This window comes from Bacillus sp. USDA818B3_A, from assembly GCF_009928415.1.
Lineage (GTDB): Bacteria > Bacillota > Bacilli > Bacillales > Cytobacillaceae > Neobacillus.
On record NZ_JAABNN010000001.1, the window covers coordinates 481,205 to 498,809 of the forward strand.

Below are 17,605 nucleotides of genomic sequence, written 5' to 3' on the forward strand. Positions count from 1 at the left end.
GGATCTTTATTCGACTTTCCTGTCACCATTGATGACCTTACAATTATTTCATGGGATACTTTTGCTGGATATAGTGCAAAAAAGCAGTCACAACTTGTGGGCCGTTTTCTACCATTCTACCTTGCTCAAATGCAGAGAAATTATCACCGCCCGAAGCTAAATAATTACTAACAGCTACTTCATATTCCCTTTCAGGTTGAAGGTTTTGACCCTTACTGTCCTTTAGCGTGACGATTCGGCTCCCAATGGGCGCATTAGGATCCCACCTATAAGTTAAACCAACAGTTTGTAACATATTATTCTCCTGATCTTTGCTCCATTGCTGCTCTAAAGCAAGTTTAATTTGGTTACCAGTTAAGATTAATTTACTGACACTATGGCCAAATGGCATTTGTGTATAAAGTTCTTCTAAAGTAATATTTCCTCGCTTTAAACCTCCACGCATTTCTCCTTGATGGACAAAGGCAATTTCTGTCCCCATGGCTTTCCGTTCAGACTCTGCAATCATTTTCGCAAAAGGAGATTCACCGTTCGCATCTTGCTTTCGGCTGATTTCTTCAGGTATGACACCGATAATTTGATTAAATTGGTTACCCATTTTTTCCTTAAGATTCTTTAAAAAGGTAACGGTTTCTTGGTCTGGTTCAATATGATCATGAGAAGTTACCACAATCTTTGCTTCTTTCTCAATAATATCTTGGGTATTGCGGTCAATTTGAATGTTTACTTGAGAAAAGGCTTCCCCATACGAATATGCTTGAACAATCAGTTTATCGTTTACAATGGTTTTGGCATAATGATGGCTGTGACCAGCAAAAATGACATCGACTTCGTCATCAATTTTTGGGACCATTTCCACTAAAGCTTCTTCCGGATTTGTTCCAGACTGATCCGATTTTGCTGAAACATGCGCCAGTACAACAATTGCTTTAATCCCTTTTTCCTTTAACTGATTTACTGTCCGATTGATTGCTGAAACTTCATCCGTTATTTCTACTTCTTTTCGATTTTCACGGGATACATACAGGTTGGTTTCAGTTGTAACCACACCAATAAAGCCGATTTTGATACCGTCGATTTTCTTAATGATATATGGTGGTAATAAGGGAGTTCCCGTTTCTTTATCGATGATATTAGCAGAAATGTATGAGGGATTGGCACCTTTAAAGTAACCTGTTTTTTCATGATATCCTCCGTTAATGAGACGTTTCATCTCTTGAACTCCTTCGTCCAATTCATGATTTCCAGGTGTACCGACATCAATATGCAGAAGGTTTAAAAAATCAATTGTAGGTTCGTCTTGAAATTGGGAAGAAATAGGAGGACTTCCTCCAACCATATCGCCAGCATGAACAAGCAGGGTATTCGGGTTCTCATTTTTATATTTTTTTAAATAGGCTGCCAAGTATTCAGCCCCTCCCGCTATAGCCCCTGAAACCTTTCGATATTTGTTTAGCTGACCATGAAAATCATTAATACCTAACAATTGTACTTGAACGTAGTGGTTGGATGTGGAATGTGTCGTTGTGGATTGTTTGTGTGAAGATACGGAGAAAATATTGCTTCCCAACAAAATAAGGCCTATGATGAGCAAAGAAGACATGACCTGAAATTTTAACAACTTCCGATCCCTCCTTCATGATGTACCTTAAGAATAACTCTAGAATTTTATTTCTGTCTAAACTGCACGTAAAGTTTTTGTTACATTTATTGTTAGGGTTTAAATGAGTTTCAATAAACACAGTTACCCTTATCGCGCATAAATAAAATGACTCCGGCACAATGCCGGAGTCATTTACTAACTGCTGATCGATAAATTATTAGAATGTCTACTTTTTAAGATACAGTTGAATCTTTTCAAATTTTTTAATAGGATTAAACTTTTGATAGTATCTTGAATTTTCCTTGATTACCTTCACCTTTTTTCAAACTGATCATCGCTAGAAAGGAAATACAGTAAAGTACTGCTAGATACCCCATAGCGACAGTAACATTTGTATGCTGCAGGATATAGCCTACAAAAATAGGAGACAATCCGCCCAATGCTCTACCAAAGTTGAAAATGGTATTGGTTGCTGTGCTGCGGATCTCTACTGGATAATAATTACTGATTAATGCGCCGTACCCGGCAAACATACCATTAGAAAAGAATCCAACCACCGCACCGCCTAGTAAAACCGCGGTACTTCCTGAAGCATAGGCATATAAAAAGACTGCCACAGCTGATGCGGCTAAGAAAATCCCATAGGAGAGTTTCATTCCAAAACGATCGATAAATTGGCCAAATGTTAACATCCCTGCAATCATTCCCACTGCCGTACTAATCGTCCAAAGTGCCGAGTTTGAAACAGATAATCCTTGGGTTTGTTGCAGCATGGATGGAAGCCAAATCATTAAACCATTATAACCAGCTATTTGCACTGTAGCCATGATCGCCAAAGCTATTGTTGTAAATGATGTTCTTGGAGTAGCAAATAATTGTTGTAGTTTCCCTTGATTTGGTACGAGTTGTTTTCCTTTTTGAGACTTGACCCATACAGGTGATTCACCTAAATTCTTACGAACGATAAAGGCAAAGATAACGGGAGCCAATCCTATGAAGAACAAACCTCTCCATCCCCAAGTCGGTAGAATCATCGCACTAAGAAGGGCTGCGAGAATGACTCCATATTGCGCACCGATACTGACATACGATGAAGCTCGACCTTGTTTATTTTTTGGCCATGCTTCAGCTACAAGTGCCATACCAATTCCGTATTCTCCCCCTGCACCTAACCCTGCGATAAACCGAAATACATAAACTTGCTCAATATTTGTAGCTAATCCCGTTAATGCTGTTCCAATCGCGAATAATAGAATCGTATAGGTGAATATTTTAACTCTCCCATATTTATCTGCTAAGATACCAAAAATGGTTCCCCCTACAAGCATTCCTATGTTTGTAATAGAAGAAATGAGACCCCCAGAAACCATGTCAATATGAAACTGTGCAATAATCATAGACATAGCGAAGGATATAAACATGATATCCATACCCTCTAATGTTAAACCTGCGACTGATGCTACTACTGTTTTTTTACGATAATCCATTTTTGTCGTTCTCCTTTCAAGCCTCACAGGACTTAGATTAAAAGATGTCGGCAAAATAAAACCCTTTTATCCACAGGACAAAAGGGTAATTTATACATAGAAATGATATGTATAGTTTTACTTTTGCCTTTTTGGCCTCTCTGGACCAAATTAAAGGAATTAATTTCAACTAATATTAACATGATATGATGTTTTCGACAATATATTTTACTATTTTAATAAAACTTAATTTAGAGATTATTTTGAAAACCTATTCATTTACTGTGTTGGTCTTGCGTTTTAATAGAATATTAATCCTATTTGTCTCCCAAAATTTTCTAAGGATTTTTAATAATATAAAAACCACAGTGTTACGAGACACTGTGGTTAAACTTCAAGAAAGCCCATTCTCAAATGTATTATAGTAAAATTATTTAAAACAGATTTCAAGAAAATTACTTTATTAATATAACTTTAACCCGAATCATTAGTAAGCTAAACTAAATAATGCTTTAATGTGAGATAGGTATCGAACATTACTTGCTTCTTTCATTAATGAAGCTGGAAGTCCTTTGAGTGGGATAGAATTAGCACCAATAGTAGCTACCGCATCTTTACGTCCCAAGCTAGCAAGTGTTCCAGAGTTAACTTGAGTAAACTCTTTAAATGATTTGTTTTCCAAGTAAGCAAACACATTGTAACCTGTTTGCTCTCCCATTTGCCATGCAATTTGGGCTGTAGGTGGGAAAGGTCTTCCATCTGGACCAAAGACAACTGCACTGTCACCCACCACAAATACCTCTTTATGAGAAGTCGATTGCAGATACTCATTAACTGTTGCACGTCCACGATCGACATCAAGTCCTGATTGACCAACAAGAGGATTTCCTTGTACACCGCCAGTCCATACAAATGTATTAGCAGTAATTTTTTGGCCATCTTTTAAATCAATGACATTCCCTTCGACGTTGGTTACAGGAAGGCCTGTTAAGAATTGAACACCTCGTGCTTCAAGACTTGCAGTTGCACGTTCAATCAATGGTTGAGGTAAAACAGGAAGGATTTTAGGACCTGCTTCTACTAGGAGCAGTTTTACTTCTTTTGGATCCACACCATAACTTCTAGCAAGTTTAGGCATAATATCAGCAATTTCTCCAACTAATTCAACGCCGGTTAAACCACCGCCGCCGATAAGAATAGTGGCGTCTGCTGCATTTTTTGTTTTTGCGTATTCGGCAATTCGTTCTTCAATATGTTGATGAATATTTTTAGCATCTTCAGCAGATTTTAAGACCATGCTGTTTTCTTCTAGCCCTGGAATACCGAAGTAAGCTGTTTTACTGCCTAACGCTACGACAAGCGCATCATAGGTTAAAGTAGAGCCATCAGATAGTTTAACTTCTTTTTGATCTACTGAGAATGAATCCACTTTTGCGATTTTAAGATCAATATCTTTTCCCTTGAAAATCTTCGCTAATGGCATGGCAACTGCTTGTTCAGCCACGCTTCCTGCTGCCAAACGATGAAGTTCTGTGATAATTTGGTGTGTAGGGTACTGATTCACCACAGTCACTTGTGCTTGATCTTTATTTAAATATTTTCGGATATTAATAGCAGCTAAAAGTCCGCCATAACCCGCACCTAAAATGACAACTTTTTTTGACATAGTATCTCTCCGTCCTTATGAATGTTCTGTAAAATTTATTTAGCTGAACGTTCTTCTGAAACTTCCAGGTAAGCGTTGATGAAGCGGAAAAGCTTCTGTGCTTGAGGGTCTTTAAGCATTTTTAAAATCCCAAAAAGACCAATCACTTCTTTACTATCCTCAGCGCGGTCTTTTGCTTCTATTACTGTAGCAGCAATGCTTTTCGCAGTTTCTATTACAGGCTCTACAATCTCAGTAACGGCTCCGATTGTATCACTTTTTAACACTTCATCAGTCGCGACTGACTGGGCAAAGTCATACGACTTTGTTAATATATTCACAAGTTCAGTCAATTTTGGAAGCTGTTCCACTAAAGTGGTTAAAGATTCCTGAACCTCCGGCTTTAACAACTGATCAAGCACATCAGCTTTTGTTTGCTCTGACTTTGGTTTGTCCATAACATCTAACATATCTAATTCCCCTTTCGATCGGCTATTAAAAAATAGTGCTCAGTAATATCTTTTTAGTAGAATGGCCTATTATGTATCCTTGTTTTCAGGTCATTTTATTAAAATATAGAATTCCTGGAGCTAATGTTTCTAAACAACATAAACACTATAAAAAGATTATTAACAAAATAAAATGATAAAACAAATCATCATTTTTTTCAAATCTTTATTGCTGCTTTCATTAAATTTTAATAATTATTCCTAAAACAAAATCTATGTCCTAGAAAGAAAAAACTAATATATTAATAGCGATAAAATCTCGATAGTCTCTTTTTTATAAAAAACAACCGGTATTTAAAAGATACCGGTTGTTTTCTCTTTATTTTTATAAAACAGCTGTCATTTCAATTTGTACTCTAAGACCTTCCCTTAAATCTTTAACACTTGTATGTCTAGCAGGGCGATCATTTTCATTTGGAAACATTTTTAGCCATTCTACATTTACAATTTTTTTATACGCCCGGTCGTTTACTGAAACACTTAAATGAGCGATGTCATCTGCGTTTCCTCCCGCAAGCTCCATGATCTCTCTCATATAATGAAAAAGATTAGCCACCTCGTCTTCCACTTTTTCTGGCATTTCACCAGTTTCAGGATCCGATCCTATGATTGCAGAGGTGTATACCATATTTCCGATCTTTACTGCCGTTGGGATTGGATTCTGGTGGTTAGATCCCTTCACATGTAAAACTTCACGTTTTGCCATACTTTTGTCCACTCCCTTTCTAATTAAATCTAGGCGTTTTTTTATTAAACTCCGCTTCGTCTTCATAATAAACAACCTGTTCTTTATCTAATGTTGGTCTTAGGTTGTAAAAATCTAAGCTGATTTCCCCTCTAGCAATCTTCTCTTTGGTCCCTTCTTCTTTTTTAAGACGTTGCTTAGATGATTCCAATGCAAACTGAAGATCCCCTTTTTTCACTACAACTACACCATCATCATCGGCCATAATCAAGTCACCTGGATTGACAGATTCACCTCCACAAACTGTTAGTGCGTTTACCCAGCCACCTTTTGTCTTGGTGGTTCCCTGTGAGAATACAGCCTTGGTCCAAACCGGGAATCCTAATTCACGGATCTGAGCTACATCTCTTATACCAGAGTCAATGATGACGCCTTGAACACCACGTTTGATTAGTGCAGTAACAATCAATTCCCCTATCATCCCTGCGACACCCTCACCGATGGTTGTAATGACAAGTACATCACCTGGTTTACATACTTCAATGGCAGCGTGAATCATTAAGTTATCTCCTGCATGACAAACAGCTGTTATGGCTGGTCCACAGATTAATGTATTATCCAAGATTGGCTTCAAATTATAGTTCATAAGCCCAATTTTCCCTTGAGCCTCATAAACGGTTGATACATCTAGCTGCTTAAATTCTTCAATCAGCTGCTCGTCAGGTCTTGTTATGTTTTTAATCACATACTTTTCCATTAGATGAATTCACCACCAACATATGGGAAGAACCGGCTAAATGCTTCCGCATATTTATATTCATTGTTTCCGGAACATCTGCGTGCATGGTTGCCGCGAAGCTGCGCTTTCGCTCCATAGTAATCTATTAAATGTTTTTGCGCCTTGAAACAATTCATCGCAGCTTGTTTTTGTTCATATGTTTCAGTGATATCAATAATGACTTCCGGCTTGAAATCACTAATTTCGGATTGATGTGGCTCAAAACCAAAGATACTTGCTTGTTTAGCTGTTTTTGTTCCTTCTAGTCTTACTCCATTAGAAGTGGATAAAACGCTTGCATCAAAAACAAATTTGGAGACTGTTTCATGGTCTGGGTTAAAAGCATCTCTCGGTCCGTGTGTGAGGATATGATGCGGCCTTACTTCTCTAATCTTGCGAACCAAGCGGTCCATTCTGTCCTCATTGATTTGCATATGGTAATCCTGATAATTCCAAATTTCGATATTCTCAATTCCAAGGCACTTTGCAGCCGCTTCAATTTCCCCTTGGCGGTGGGCTTTTACATTTTCCAACGTTTGTCCTTCAATATTCCAGAGGTCGTTTGATTCCCCTCTTGCACCATAGCTTAAAATGACAAGCGATACATTAGCTCCATGTTTTGCATACTTTGCAATCGTGCCGCCGCCTCTCCAAACAAAATCTGCAGCGTGTGCGCTTACAACTAATAGATTTGTATTATTATCGATCATATTACTTCCTCCTATTTATTATTTTATATGACTCGATTTTTCATCTGTCAATATTGTTCAACAATATTGTTTATATTTTTATTATAGACTTTGTTTTGTAAATGTGTCAACAAATTTAATGAATTCAGAAAAAAGGAATAATTTTTATAAAAAAAAGTGAGGTTTCCCTCACCTTTAAGCAAATTTTATTTAGGATCAACAATAGGTGTTCCATAAGTATGAAAACTAGCAACCGTCTTATTTCCCCATGCTTGTCCTTTTGCCCGCTCTTCCTCTGTCCATGTAATCGGTTTCCAATCAGGCCTAAAGACATGATATCCGCCAGAACAGATTTCAATCCGATTGCCGCCTGGTTCGTAAACGTATACAAAATAAGTTTGATTGATTGCGTGTTTGCTTGGAGCGAATTCAATAAAAACACCATGTTCTAAGAAAATATCCGCTGCTCTCCAAATTCCTTCGTTTGTATCGACTGAAAAAGCCATGTGATGAAAACGCCCGCTTGTTCCTGTCGCATCTAACGTATAAACCATTTCATAGGATTTACTATTTGGGCTGTACCACACACCTGGACGGCGTCCATCGTTTAGGAGAATCTGTTCGGTCAATCTCATTCCTAAAACGTTCTCCGCGAAATCACCATCACCTTCAGGATTCGCTGACAAGAAATTAATATGGTCTAAATGCTTTACTGCTACACCATGACCAGTAAATCTTTGCGGCTGATTCTTGAGAGCTGGCCTCAGATGGTCTGGTGGCTGATATTCATAAGAGTCATAATAAAGTTCCATTAAGTGGCCATCTAGTCCTCGATATTGATAGGCTTTCCCATGTCCAATATCGCCTTCAATCCAGCCAATCCCTAAACCCATTGCTTCAATTTCAGCTGCTCTTCTTTCTAATGCTTGCGGGCTCACCGTTCGGAGCGCTGTGTGACCCACTCCAGGCTGCTCGGATTCTGTTAATTTAACGGAGTATTGTTCGTAATCCCCCCAACAACGTAAATAAACAGAATGATCTTTTCGCGCTACTTCTTGCATTCCAAGAACATCTTTAAAAAATGTAAGACTGTCTTCAAGCTTAGGAGTCAACAACTCCACATGCCCAAGATGGGCAATGTCCCGAATTGGTTCTTTGTCATAATTGGTCATAATAACGCCTCTCATATTCATCAATATTGTTTAACAATTTATTATTTTCTATTATATTTGAATATTGTAAGTGCTGTCAATATTTAATAGACTTTTAGACTTTCCATTAACCAAGGTTTGTTGAACTTAATTTCGTGCTTTTTGAAGAGACGGGCTCGACCTGTGGACCGCTTTTTCTTACTAAGAATAAAGAAACTGCTGCGAAAACCCCTGGCAAAGCAAAAACTAAGAAGCATAACCCAATTGGTACATTTAAAGATAAAAGGACTCCTCCAAGTGTAGGTCCTAACATTCCGCCTAATCTTCCTACTCCATTTGCTAGTCCTACACCTGTTGAGCGGACATTATTTGGATAATATTGCGAAACAAAAGCGTTTAATAAGCTTTGATTCCCCATAGTACATACCCCTGCAATCGCGATTAACATGTAAAGGAGGAAGATATTACTCTTAATTCCTAGCAGAGCTAGACAAATGGCACCGACTACATATAATCCTGTAATTAACTTTTTTGACCCCTTTTTGTCTGCAATTACTCCTATAATTATCGTTCCAATTAAAGCTCCTCCATTTAGAAAAATGGCAAAGCCTAAACTTGAGATTAATGGATACCCTGCACTTTGCATCAATTTAGGAAGCCAAGTATTTAATCCATAAATCATTAATAATCCCATAAAATAAACAATACAGAATAGTACCGTACTTAACCCCATCTTATTTTTAAACAAACCAATAATTGGAGTGCGCTCAACAGGTGGCTCAAGTATAGTGGTTTGTTCAACTTTCATACGATCTTGATAGTTCGGATCAATTTTCTCTAACGTTGCTTTTATAGAATCGAATTTTCCTTTACGAATAAGAAATTGAGGTGATTCCGGCAAGTATTTAATGATTAAGGGAAGCAATAAAATCGGAATCACTGAAAACCACAGCGCAGGACGCCAGCCTAACGAAGAAAATACTGCCACACCAATTAATGGTGCTAGGATACCTCCCACTTGATTTCCACACAAGGCAATGGTGATTGCTTTGTTTTTACTAGACTTAGGAATATATTCCGTTAATAGAGAGATGACGGTTGGCAGCGTACCCCCGAATCCGACTCCTGCTAAAAATCGGCACCAAGAAAATAATTGCTCATCAGTTGCAAAACCAGAAATGCTAGTAAAAATGCTAAAAAAAGTAACAGATACAATAATGATGCTTTTTCTTCCAAAGCGATCGGCTAATAGACTAAGAATAATAGAACCAAACATCATTCCGAAAAGGCCATAACTTCCAATCACACCTGCTTGTATAGGTGACAACTCCCATTCTTTTGTAAGGAATGGGACAACAGAGCCATAAACAACTAAATCGTAGCCTTCAAATGATACAAAAAATAGACACCACAGCAGCAGACCTAAATGAAAGCGGTTAAATTTACTTTCATCCAAAATATGTTTAATAGAATTACTTGACATTTTTGAATCCCCTTTCAAAATAAAGTTAGTTCGTTTTTTGGAGCTAGATAATTAACAAATGACAACATCCCTTCATTCTTCATTTAAACCTAATAAAATCTTTTTAAGCTATTTTGTTTAACAATCTTGATTATAAATTATCAGTTTTGTAGTGTCAATTTTATTTTTTTGAAAACTATAAATATTAAAAAGCTTTTTGTTTGCAGTATTTGGCTCTAGATTAATTCTGTTTATTGACACCATTAATGTCTCAACTGTATATTACAGATAAATAGAAGAACAATTTCTCAAAAAATATTGTTTAATAATTCTTATAAAAGATGAGGTTATCGAATGAGCAGACCAACTGAAGTTGCATATCAATTCATAAGACAAAAAATAATGGAGGGAATTTTCTTGCCCTCACAAAAACTGGTTGAAAGTGAACTCTCTGAATTAATTGGTGTTAGTAGAAATACGATCAAAAAGGCTTTATTGAAATTAGAGCAAGAGAATTTAGTTACTTTAGAAGAAAATAAGGGGGCAACGATTAAGTCATTTACACTGGATGAGATCATTAATTACCTTGAGATTCGCGAAGTACTAGAAGGATTAATTGCGAAGACAGCAGCCATAAATATTAGCGATACAAAAATAACGCAATTAGAAGAAACAGTTGAAAGCATGAAGGAACACTTAGACAGCAATCGGTTTGATGAATATTCTAAATGCAATCTTCTTTTCCACAATATTATTTACGAAGCTTCAACAAACAAGCAAGCTGTAGAGATGGTAAATAAAATAAAAACACAATTACAAAGATTGCGGATCAAAACTATCTTGGTTCCAGGCAGGACACAAGAATCTTACAAAGAACATCAAAAAATACTTAACGCCATGAAAGCAAAAGATGGAAAATGGGCGGAAGATGCAGTCAAGTTTCACGTATCTAACGTAAGAAAAACAATTGTAGATAATTACTCTTTTTTAGTATAACAATTGGGGGCAATGACCCTCTTTTTTTTGTGGAGTCATTATTGACAGAAAATTTAGAGTGAAGTACACTAATTTGTGAGACATAATTGTTTAACAATATAGTTTTCGAAGTTAACAGCATGTAAATTGGACGTGAGAGAATGATTCTATATATTGTTGTTTTATTGTCAATTATCTATCAAACAAGTGTACGCGGGAATACTATTTTAGTAACATTATATGCCATGAACCTCCACGCAGATTCGACCTACTTGGGCCTCATTGTCTCATCGAGTTCCTTGTTTCCGATGCTTTTTGCTGCATATGCGGGAAGGTTATCAGATCGAATCGGTCTCCGTTTGCCTATAATATTGGGCATGTTTGGCACAGGAGTTGCACTTTTCTTGCCTTATCTTTTTAAAAATCAATTATTTGTTCTACTCATCTCACAATCTTTATTTGGGTTAAGCCAAATATTCACTATTGTGACCTTACAAAATTTAATTGGAGCACTAAGTACGGAAGAAACCCGGTCAAAATATTTTGCTGCATACACTCTTGGAGTTTCCATCTCAAATTTTTTAGGCCCTTTAATTACTGGATTCTCCATCGACCATTTTCAATACTCCGTGACATACGTGTTATTAGGGATCATTTCCATCATTCCAGGAATATTCTTTTGTCATAAGGTCATTCCTTTTCCAACGACCATCAAAAAAGAAATAAACCAGAAAAATAGTTTTGTTGAACTGCTTCTAAAGCGATCTTTACGCAAGACCTTTATTACCAGTGGAATTATTTTAACAGGTGTAGGACTGTACGAATTCTACTTCCCAATTTACGGAAAAACTCTTGGGTTATCTGCTTCCACCATAGGAGTCATTGTAAGCTGTAACGCAATTGCCTATATTCTTTCACGCTTACTAATGCAATGGATGTTACGTAAATTTAAGGAAGAGACTGTTCTTGGGGGCTGCCTAACCATCTCGGCCGTTGCTTTCTTTTTCATCCCTATATTCGATCATGCAGTGATCCTTATGGTAATCTCATTCGTTATGGGTCTTGGAATGGGCTGCTGCCAGCCATTATCCATCGTGATGGCTTATAATCGATCTCCTCAAGGACGTACAGGAGAGGTATTGGGTATTCGTTTGACCGTCAACAAAACGGTTCAGTTTCTTGTTCCTATTTTATTTGGTTCTGTTGGCTCGCTTCTAGGTTTTTTCCCTGTATTCTGGTCGAATGCTGTCTTGTTATTGGTTAGCGGATATTCACTTTATGAGAAGAAAACCAATTCAGCGACAACCCATTTATAAGAAAAGCAGAGAGCACAAAGCAAGGCTGAAAAAGGAAAAATCAACCCCGTTTTCAGCCTTCTTTTCTAGTAATAAAAATGTCTATCCCTTTGCGTTTGACTCTTGGAAGGAACAGTCACTTTACTTTTTGCTAAACACAGCAATGTATTAACTGTTGAATTCAGAATCAAGTCGTCTCATAAACTCTTCTGCAGCACTATATCCTTCCTGCTTCAGAAGCCAGTTATTTGCCGCAGCTTCAATTAACCCCGCAACATCCCGTCCGGGTTGGAGTTGAATCTCAATATGAGGAATTCGTACATCCATATATTTCGTGAATTTTGATTCGTGATCCAATTCATTATGAAGGGAATTTTTTTCCCATTTAGTCAGTTCAATATCGAGGGCAATCCTCGTTTCATCCTGAAAAGCTTTTCTTCCATATAAGCGGACTACATTCAAAAGTCCTACACTTCTTAAAGCAAGAAATTCCCTCGTTTTCCCGTCATGCGTGGCAAGAATGGTTCGGGGACTAAGTTTTTTTAACACCACGATATCATCAGCTACTAATCTATGGCCTCTGCCAATCATGGTATGAGCAATTTCACTTTTTCCGATGCCTGACTTTCCTCGTAGTAAAATGCCCATCCCATACACATTGATACAAACTCCGTGTACAGCGATTTCTGGAGCTAATGTTTTTACCATATACGCATCAAGTTTCATAATAAATTCAGAAGTTGATTGAGGCTCATTTGTACATAACAACGGGATCCCCTCTTCAACACAATACTGAGTTAAATAAGTTAAACCTTCCTGCCCTGCTGTCACAATAAAACAAGGAGGATGGTATTTAACGATATTACCGATTCTTATCTGCCGCTCCTCAATGCTCAACTTATGCAAATAGGTAATTTCTTTTCGACCTAGAATTTGAACACGTTCTGTTGGAAAGAAATCAAAGTGACCTACGAATTCTAAACCCGGACGATGCGAACGGGATTGTGTAATGGTTTGTTGTAATTGATTTTCTCCTGCCAAAACTTTCAATGAAAATTTACGGACTAAATTTTCAATTGTTAATATCTTCACGGTTATGCTACACTCCATCCTAAATCACTTTCTTATACATGATTTTATCATCCTTTCGAAAGGAAAATATAGGTCTTTTAAAAAATCAGCAGTTAAACACTAAAAAAGGTCAACCAGAAATGTGATTAACCTTAAAGTGAATGGACATTTATTTGTAGAAAAATCCCCTTACTATACGACGTAATTACATAGCTTTCCTATTTTCTCCACTTCCACTGATACAACGTCACCCGAACTCATTGGACAACTGCCAGAAGGTGAACCAGTGGCTAAAACATCTCCCGGTTCAAGTGTCATAACTTGTGATACCCAACTGATAAGGTAGGGAATGGATAGAGACATCTGTTTCGTATTTCCATCTTGGACGACTTTGCCGTTTAACGTTGTCACTATGCGTAAATTAGTTGGGTCCAAACCTTTAACAATCCACGGACCCAATGGCCCGAAAGTGTCAAACCCTTTTCCGCGTGTAAATTGGGGGTCGACTTTTGTGAGATCTCTTGCTGTTACATCATTAAATATGGTACAGCCAAAAATATAATCTAATGCGTCTTCTTCTTTTATATTTTTGCCCCGCTTCCCTATGATGAGTGCTACTTCCCCTTCCATCTCGACCTGCTTTGTTAAATGGCTGGAAGGAAGGATGATTTCCCCCTTATTTGGAATAAGGGATGATGCAGGTTTTAAAAATAAAAACGGCTCCTTCAGATTAGCCATCCCTCCAGTCTCTTTTGCGTGTCCTGCATAGGTCCATCCAAAATTAATTACTTTTGAGGGTGTTACAGGTTCTAAAATTTTCACATCACTCAATTTAACTCTTGCACCGTCAAATGTAAGTTCATTGTTTACAATATCAGAAAAATTATTGGTCAATTGAAGAATCTCGTCATCCTCAACAATTCCGTAAAATACCTTACCATTTTCATAGCGAACTATCGTTTGTTTTTTTTGTAGTAGTTTTATTTCCATAAGAAACAATCCCCCGTTTAACTATTACTATCGCAGCTATGACGCTTCAAAAAAAAGATGTACCATCCATAAAAGAGCATTGGTTATTAATCGGAATCCTGTCTCACAAACTATGTTACTTGCTAAATTAACAAATTGTTAACCATTATTGTTTAACAATTATATTATAGAATACGTTTCCATTTATGTCAATGTATTATGAACCAAAAAGAAAAAGATAGGCATAGAAAAATTAGTTTCAAATGTTTGGAGAACAACCAAAAGACTATCAAGATAGAATCCTAATAGTCTTTTTTTCAATTTGTTTACTGGCTTAATAAAGATGCTTGCATTTTATTGATAACTTATCGCTTGACTTCCCATTTGAACCCATGATTCTTCAAAACTATCTCTTGAAACAGCCTTATATGCTTGGTCCGCTAAAGGATCGTTGAGATAGACGTAATTATCGTCATAGCCAACTACTAAAACACTATGTTCTCGATAAGTAATTTGAACACTCCCGGTCGCTGTATTCCAAACGGAAAATTCACTTTCGGGAAGTGATGCAAATCTTGAATTAGTGATAACCCACACAGGGGATCCTTGTTTAATCATATTATAGACAGAGTCAATACTTTGACCGGTTAAATCTATTATTCTTCCTGGCAAATAGCTCTCAGCTAAGTCTGCAATCGGACCATGATATACCCCGTATCCCGGATTATCGAACGAATAGATATCACCCACAAACCCTACATTAGGATTTCCATTCATGCCATTTTCATCACGAAAAGGAATGGTATTTATTTCACTAGCCAGTGTCATTTTATCAACTGAAACACCTGCTGACTTAAGAAGCATAGCTAAACTAGTCACTTCACATCCGCGCGGTAATTCTGGCATCTGTTGGATAAGCGGCACACTATTGATGACAATTTTACCATTCTGAGCCTGGATTTCTGTTTGGGTTTCTGTTTCATTCTGATCCTTATTTTCCTGAGTTGAATCAGAAGTTGACTCAGATTCACTAGTATCCTTTTGTTCTGCTTGATTGCTTTCTGTCGTTTCACTACTATTTTCGGTTGTCGTATTGGTAGTGGCAGAATCTATATTTTTTGCTTTCACATACCCAACACTAATAAGTATCCCTAATGCATATAAAACAGCAATAATTTTTAACCTCAATGAATTTACCCCTCTCTTACTCTGAAGCGGAAACTACAACAACTAGAATCCTATCATCCCAACCTTAATCTAAACTTAAAAATTTTTAGTTACCTTTCAAAATTATGGGTATACACATATTTAAGTCTGAAAACATTACAAGGTTTATAACCGAACAAAAACTATAACTATATTGGAATACTGATTATTTCCACAAGATTAATTATTAAGAAGAAATTAAGAAGGGTTTCATAGAATGACCTAGGTTAATAGAAGACTCCGAGCATTAAACAAAAGGAACATTCAAACCTTTAAATTATTTTAGAAAAATTCTTTCTTCGAGAGTTCAAGGAAGGATATTGGAAAAGAGGTAGTAATTAGCTGTGATAAAAAAAAGCTTCTTCCTGATATGCAATGTATCTATTTTATTTACAATAACTGGCTGCCTTCAAAATAAGCAGGCAGTTGAAGAAAATACGAATTCCACCAATAAAACGGCTGTCTCTGTTTCGCAGGTAGCTGCTAGTTCGACTCCAAAGATTACTTACTCGAATGATTCTGACGATGTTGAGGTCGTTCAGAATCCGGAAAGTATCACTGTACTTATTAATAAGCAAAATAAATTGCCGGACGGATATGAACCAAGTGATTTGGTCACGCCCAATATATCATTTATTGATAACCAAATAGAAAAACGAAAAATGAGGAGTGAAGCCTCGAGCGCCATAGAAAAGTTATTTACAGGGGCAAGCGAACAAGGAATTTCGCTTCTCGGGGTTTCAGCTTATCGTTCCTACCAATCTCAAGCTGAATTATTTAAATACTACGAAAACCAGGATGGTTATCAAAATGCATTAAACTATTCAGCTTTGCCTGGTACCAGTGAACATGAAACGGGCCTAGCGATTGATGTGACTGGCGGCAGCGGGAAATGCGCGGCAGAAGATTGCTTTGCAGGTACAAAAGAGGCAAAATGGATCCAAGATCATGCCGCTGACTATGGATTTATTATCCGCTATCCTGACAACAAAAAGCCGATAACCGGTTACAAATACGAACCATGGCATCTCCGCTACGTAGGTACCTCCCTTGCCAAAACAATTATGGGTCAGGGAATAACGCTGGAAGAGTACTACAATGCCATTCCTATCACTAACTAAAGAGAATCATTTTTTTCAATAAAAAAACCGAAAGAATAAAGTTAAAAAAACTCTATCCTTTCGGTTTTTAAGTAAATGTGGATCAAATTATAACAGCCCCACCATCTGAAGACCATGGAAAATTCCATCATCCTCAACTGATTTTGTTACATATTTGGCGGCTGACTTTACTATTTCTTCGGCATTTCCCATTGCTACACTATTTCTGATTGCTGTGAGCATTTCCATATCATTGAGCCCATCACCAAAAGCGTATTGGCGATCCTCAGGTATCCCTAAGCTTTCCACAACTTTTTTAATTCCTTGAGCCTTAGATCCGCCCTTTGGAAGTACATCGACAGAAACAGGATGCCATCTGACAAAATCAAAATCATTGAATTCCTGTTCGTATTGTTTTTCTTCTCCTTCTGGACAAAACAGGAGCGTTTGAAATAGCTCCCGCCCTTTATAATAATGTGGATCATGAATTGGAAAACGGCCTATTTTTAATGTACTAATACTTTCTTTAATATAACTATGTTCTGGCACATTCGCCCTCATATCCTCATGGTCCATAAAGACGACTGGATGATTGTTTTGCAGTGCAGTTTCTGTTAGCTTTTCAAGAGAAGAGATTTTTAATGGATTTCGGTATAATTCTTCCCCTTTTAGCACCACATATTGCCCGTTATAACTAACATATGTATGAATGTCTAATTCTTCTCGCAAATCCTCAAACATAAAAGGGGCTCGTCCAGTCGCAATCGCTACTTCATGTCCAAGTTCCTTTAATTTAAAAATCGATTCTTTTGTAGAAAGAGGCAATTTTTTATCATGGTTTAGCAAGGTTCCATCAATATCAAAAAATATAATGCTTTTATCAATCATTTGAGTTCCATCCCAACTTTCTATGTTTTTTTGTTCAGTACTTTAAACTATATCTTGAGGCATCTGACAAATCAAATATTTCTCACTGATGTTTGGGAGAATGATTCAGGTTT

General features: G+C 37.1%; 16 protein-coding genes. 3 read left to right on the forward strand and 13 right to left on the reverse strand.

What is annotated here, in order from left to right; translation table 11 throughout:
* Positions 1-43: 43 nt before the first annotated feature.
* From GXK58_RS02245 to GXK58_RS02285, 9 genes are all read right to left on the reverse strand, one after another.
* The gene (locus tag GXK58_RS02245; RefSeq protein WP_160719445.1) at positions 44-1,621 is read right to left on the reverse strand and encodes a bifunctional metallophosphatase/5'-nucleotidase; all 1,578 of its coding nucleotides are present in this window, start codon (positions 1,619-1,621) and stop codon (positions 44-46) included.
* A gap of 254 nt (positions 1,622-1,875) precedes the next feature.
* Complete coding sequence (locus GXK58_RS02250) at positions 1,876-3,090, reverse strand: MFS transporter (protein ID WP_160719446.1); 1,215 nt, start codon at positions 3,088-3,090, stop codon at positions 1,876-1,878.
* Between the two features lie 466 nt (positions 3,091-3,556).
* On the reverse strand, positions 3,557-4,735 hold the full coding sequence (locus tag GXK58_RS02255; protein WP_160719447.1) for an NAD(P)/FAD-dependent oxidoreductase: 1,179 nt from the start codon (positions 4,733-4,735) through the stop codon (positions 3,557-3,559).
* Positions 4,736-4,770: 35 nt separating this feature from the next.
* The gene (locus GXK58_RS02260) at positions 4,771-5,184 is read right to left on the reverse strand and encodes a DUF1641 domain-containing protein (RefSeq protein ID WP_160719448.1); all 414 of its coding nucleotides are present in this window, start codon (positions 5,182-5,184) and stop codon (positions 4,771-4,773) included.
* Between the two features lie 364 nt (positions 5,185-5,548).
* Positions 5,549-5,929 (reverse strand): RidA family protein, encoded by a 381-nt coding sequence (locus GXK58_RS02265; RefSeq protein ID WP_160719449.1) that lies wholly within the window; start codon positions 5,927-5,929, stop codon positions 5,549-5,551.
* A gap of 19 nt (positions 5,930-5,948) precedes the next feature.
* The gene (locus GXK58_RS02270) at positions 5,949-6,665 is read right to left on the reverse strand and encodes a 4-carboxy-4-hydroxy-2-oxoadipate aldolase/oxaloacetate decarboxylase (protein ID WP_160719450.1); all 717 of its coding nucleotides are present in this window, start codon (positions 6,663-6,665) and stop codon (positions 5,949-5,951) included.
* Positions 6,665-7,396, reverse strand: coding sequence for a PIG-L deacetylase family protein (locus GXK58_RS02275; protein ID WP_202171266.1), 732 nt, complete (start codon positions 7,394-7,396; stop codon positions 6,665-6,667). The genes GXK58_RS02270 and GXK58_RS02275 overlap by 1 nt, the downstream gene beginning before the upstream one ends.
* A gap of 185 nt (positions 7,397-7,581) precedes the next feature.
* Positions 7,582-8,547 carry a catechol 2,3-dioxygenase gene (locus GXK58_RS02280; protein ID WP_160719451.1) on the reverse strand — a complete coding sequence of 322 codons (966 nt, stop codon included), beginning with the start codon at positions 8,545-8,547 and terminating at the stop codon, positions 7,582-7,584.
* Between the two features lie 106 nt (positions 8,548-8,653).
* Positions 8,654-10,009, reverse strand: coding sequence for an MFS transporter (locus GXK58_RS02285; protein WP_160719452.1), 1,356 nt, complete (start codon positions 10,007-10,009; stop codon positions 8,654-8,656).
* A gap of 333 nt (positions 10,010-10,342) precedes the next feature.
* On the opposite strand from GXK58_RS02285, the gene GXK58_RS02290 reads away from it, so the two are divergent.
* Both GXK58_RS02290 and GXK58_RS02295 read left to right on the forward strand, forming a co-directional pair.
* Complete coding sequence (locus GXK58_RS02290) at positions 10,343-10,984, forward strand: GntR family transcriptional regulator (RefSeq protein ID WP_160719453.1); 642 nt, start codon at positions 10,343-10,345, stop codon at positions 10,982-10,984.
* 140 nt (positions 10,985-11,124) lie between these two features.
* Positions 11,125-12,279: an MFS transporter gene (locus GXK58_RS02295; protein ID WP_160719454.1), complete on the forward strand. Its 1,155-nt coding sequence runs from the start codon at positions 11,125-11,127 to the stop codon at positions 12,277-12,279.
* Positions 12,280-12,426: 147 nt separating this feature from the next.
* Here the strand turns inward: GXK58_RS02295 and hprK are convergent, their stop codons facing one another.
* The 3 genes from hprK to GXK58_RS02310 form a co-directional block, all read right to left on the reverse strand.
* Positions 12,427-13,350 (reverse strand): HPr(Ser) kinase/phosphatase, encoded by a 924-nt coding sequence (gene hprK / locus GXK58_RS02300; RefSeq protein ID WP_160719455.1) that lies wholly within the window; start codon positions 13,348-13,350, stop codon positions 12,427-12,429.
* A gap of 171 nt (positions 13,351-13,521) precedes the next feature.
* Positions 13,522-14,319, reverse strand: a complete 798-nt coding sequence (locus GXK58_RS02305) for a fumarylacetoacetate hydrolase family protein (RefSeq protein WP_160719457.1) — start codon at positions 14,317-14,319, stop codon at positions 13,522-13,524.
* A gap of 333 nt (positions 14,320-14,652) precedes the next feature.
* A complete protein-coding gene (locus tag GXK58_RS02310) occupies positions 14,653-15,486 on the reverse strand; it encodes a C39 family peptidase (protein ID WP_160719459.1) in 834 nt (277 codons plus the stop codon).
* Positions 15,487-15,848: 362 nt separating this feature from the next.
* Between GXK58_RS02310 and GXK58_RS02315 the strand changes: the two genes are divergently transcribed.
* Entirely contained in the window at positions 15,849-16,625 is a 777-nt protein-coding gene (locus tag GXK58_RS02315) for a M15 family metallopeptidase (protein ID WP_237389531.1), read from the forward strand.
* An 87-nt stretch (positions 16,626-16,712) separates the two neighbouring features.
* On the opposite strand, the gene GXK58_RS02320 is transcribed toward GXK58_RS02315, so the two are convergent.
* Complete coding sequence (locus GXK58_RS02320; protein WP_160719461.1) at positions 16,713-17,492, reverse strand: Cof-type HAD-IIB family hydrolase; 780 nt, start codon at positions 17,490-17,492, stop codon at positions 16,713-16,715.
* Positions 17,493-17,605 lie beyond the last annotated feature (113 nt).

Excerpts from the sequence above, each read along its gene's own strand:
- GXK58_RS02250 (WP_160719446.1), bottom strand. The coding sequence starts at position 3,090 with ATGGATTATCGTAAAAAAACAGTAGTAGCATCAGTCGCAGGTTTAACA.
- GXK58_RS02255 (WP_160719447.1), bottom strand. The coding sequence starts at position 4,735 with ATGTCAAAAAAAGTTGTCATTTTAGGTGCGGGTTATGGCGGACTTTTA.
- GXK58_RS02260 (WP_160719448.1), bottom strand. The coding sequence starts at position 5,184 with ATGTTAGATGTTATGGACAAACCAAAGTCAGAGCAAACAAAAGCTGAT.
- GXK58_RS02265 (WP_160719449.1), bottom strand. The coding sequence starts at position 5,929 with ATGGCAAAACGTGAAGTTTTACATGTGAAGGGATCTAACCACCAGAAT.
- GXK58_RS02270 (WP_160719450.1), bottom strand. The coding sequence starts at position 6,665 with ATGGAAAAGTATGTGATTAAAAACATAACAAGACCTGACGAGCAGCTG.
- GXK58_RS02275 (WP_202171266.1), bottom strand. The coding sequence starts at position 7,396 with ATGATCGATAATAATACAAATCTATTAGTTGTAAGCGCACACGCTGCA.
- GXK58_RS02280 (WP_160719451.1), bottom strand. The coding sequence starts at position 8,547 with ATGACCAATTATGACAAAGAACCAATTCGGGACATTGCCCATCTTGGG.
- GXK58_RS02285 (WP_160719452.1), bottom strand. The coding sequence starts at position 10,009 with ATGTCAAGTAATTCTATTAAACATATTTTGGATGAAAGTAAATTTAAC.
- GXK58_RS02290 (WP_160719453.1), top strand. The coding sequence starts at position 10,343 with ATGAGCAGACCAACTGAAGTTGCATATCAATTCATAAGACAAAAAATA.
- GXK58_RS02295 (WP_160719454.1), top strand. The coding sequence starts at position 11,125 with ATGATTCTATATATTGTTGTTTTATTGTCAATTATCTATCAAACAAGT.
- GXK58_RS02305 (WP_160719457.1), bottom strand. The coding sequence starts at position 14,319 with ATGGAAATAAAACTACTACAAAAAAAACAAACGATAGTTCGCTATGAA.
- GXK58_RS02320 (WP_160719461.1), bottom strand. The coding sequence starts at position 17,492 with ATGATTGATAAAAGCATTATATTTTTTGATATTGATGGAACCTTGCTA.